The 2227-nt window shown below is 55.9% G+C and carries 1 protein-coding gene; it reads right to left on the reverse strand.

Going from position 1 to position 2227, the window contains the following annotated elements:
* Positions 1–2186: hypothetical protein (locus tag ACOCD2_RS17210; protein WP_419625827.1), on the reverse strand; the 2186-nt coding region annotated here is incomplete at its 3' end.
* Positions 2187–2227 lie beyond the last annotated feature (41 nt).

The raw sequence follows: 2227 nt of genomic DNA on the forward strand, positions 1-2227 counted from the left end.
GCTGTGCGCTTTGAACCGTACATCCGCGCCTGATTCAGAATACTGATCATCGGTGTCATGAACATGGTCAGGGTACGTAGCATGACATTCCGCTGGCGACGCATGATGAATGCCAGGTCCCGTGACTCCCCGGATCCCTGTGTACGGGTGACAAACGCTTCAGCATACGCAATCGCGTCCTGCTCACTATTGCCCTTCTTAATAGCCAGTGCCTTTGCCGTGATGTAGCTGGGAACATCCACCACGTAGAACTGCATCACCCGAATAGGCAGCATCACCGCCTCATTCCACCGGATCAGCCGGGGGTTCTCCCCTTCCATGTAGGAAAGCGCCTCAGCAATCTCCCGGTCATAGGTATCAATTCTGGAAAGCATCACCGGGCTCTCGCCACGGATACCCCGAACAACCTGCCCAGGCGACCGAATCAGCTCCGCAAACGCCTTGAGCAGCGTCCCTGAAGACCCACCAACCGACTTGATATCAACTGCCGTGTTATACAGGCCCAGCAACTGTTTGGGTACCGATGTGAACACTTTAGCGCCCAGTACAACCACTACAGCGCCATAACGCAACTTCTGAAAAAGCTGCTCCAGCCACGTGATCTGCTCCATTCGCTTATCAGATGCGATATCCTTCAGCCACGAGCCAAGGTATTTAACCTCATGCTTCCCGACTTTCTTCAGCAGCGCACCGTGAACGCGCTCATCCCCCAAAACCTTCCGAACAGAATCCACAGCGCCCGTGTGTGAGATGTAATGGATAACCCGGTTGAAGTGACTGAAGATCACAGACGCATCCAGCAGCACCGGGTATATGGCATGCGTCCGCTCATAGGCAGCAGAAGGCCTTACCAACATACCAGGGGTCTGGCCGCCGTTCATCAGAGCCTCTGTGGACTCAAAGCGAGACAGGACATCCGCACCAGCCGCATCCCTATCCATTACAAGGGGATAATACCCCCCGGTTACAGGGCCATGCGGGGTCTCGATACGCAACCCATCCACCGGTTGCAGATCACGCCCATAGACCTTCCGGGTGACTTCGCGCAAAGGCTGAAACAGCATCTGCATGTGCTTCCAGATTGCCGAAACATGCTTCCATTCCTGCTCACCCAGCAAACCCATGACTTCCTGTACTACCGGGTGCATGAGCGTAGCACTCTCACCTTCGGCCAGAAGACCATAGCCTTGCAGCAACTTTGTCAAATTCTCGTAGTTGCCGATATTCAGCACGAACCCAATCACCTGTGAACCCGTCATAGTCTCAGGGAGCGAGGATCCCTTGATCTTCGTCTTCAGCGTGTACGTGCCCTTGAGGAACTTATACCAGCTATGGTCTGCGTGCATACCCGCAATCAGGGGCTTGACCACCTTACGGAACAGCTTATCCCTCGCAACCCCAGCCATGCGCATCGGACCATAGACCGCACGCTCAAGCACCGACTGCTTCGCATCATTGCCCACAATCCGCCGCACCAGCCAGGGCACCGTAGACAGAGAAGCCATGAACTCCTGAAACCAGTCCGCTCCCTTCCGCCGCTCCGGTATGTCCGGCATGGGCGACGCAATCACTTCCTGAACAATGCCCTCCGCCACCTGGTCAAGGTTGGCATTCTCCTCATTGAGCAAAATAGACTTCGCCGTCTTTGCAGAATGTATCAGCATGTCCGCTGTATCCCGCATCGCCAGAAAATCCCCCAGCGTCAGGTCTTTGTAGTTCTTCACACCCGACAGGATAGTGTTGGCAGGCGGCGCAATGCCATCAGCATCCCGCTCTTCCAGCCAGGCATTCAGCACCTTATCCGCGCCCTCTACCAGCTCATCCTTCAGCAGGCCTGCACGGTTGAGAAGCACCGCAAGCCGGGGCCAGTAACTGCCCCCTGCATTCATCACCTGTGCACGGTACTTTGCCCGGTTGTATTTCTTCAGGCGCTTCGCGGCAGACTGCACCTGTTTCGTGTACTTAGACACAAGCACGACCATCTGTCGCAGGATGGCGCGCTGCTTTGCAAGATCCGCCTTCTCCTTGCTCCCTTCTGCCGCATTGGCATACGCTTCCGCCGCACGCAACTCCAGCCGGTGCAGCTTCGCCACACTCAGATCCTTAATGGGCATCGTCATGATCTTGCGAATCGCCGCGGCTTTCAGGAAACTGGCATTCAGCAGGTCATCCCTGTTTCGAGACAACCGACGTGCTTCCGAAAGAAGCGCCTTTGCAACCTCCGGCG

This window comes from Thiolapillus sp. (assembly GCF_048562965.1).
GTDB lineage: Bacteria > Pseudomonadota > Gammaproteobacteria > Chromatiales > Chromatiaceae > Thiolapillus > Thiolapillus brandeum_A.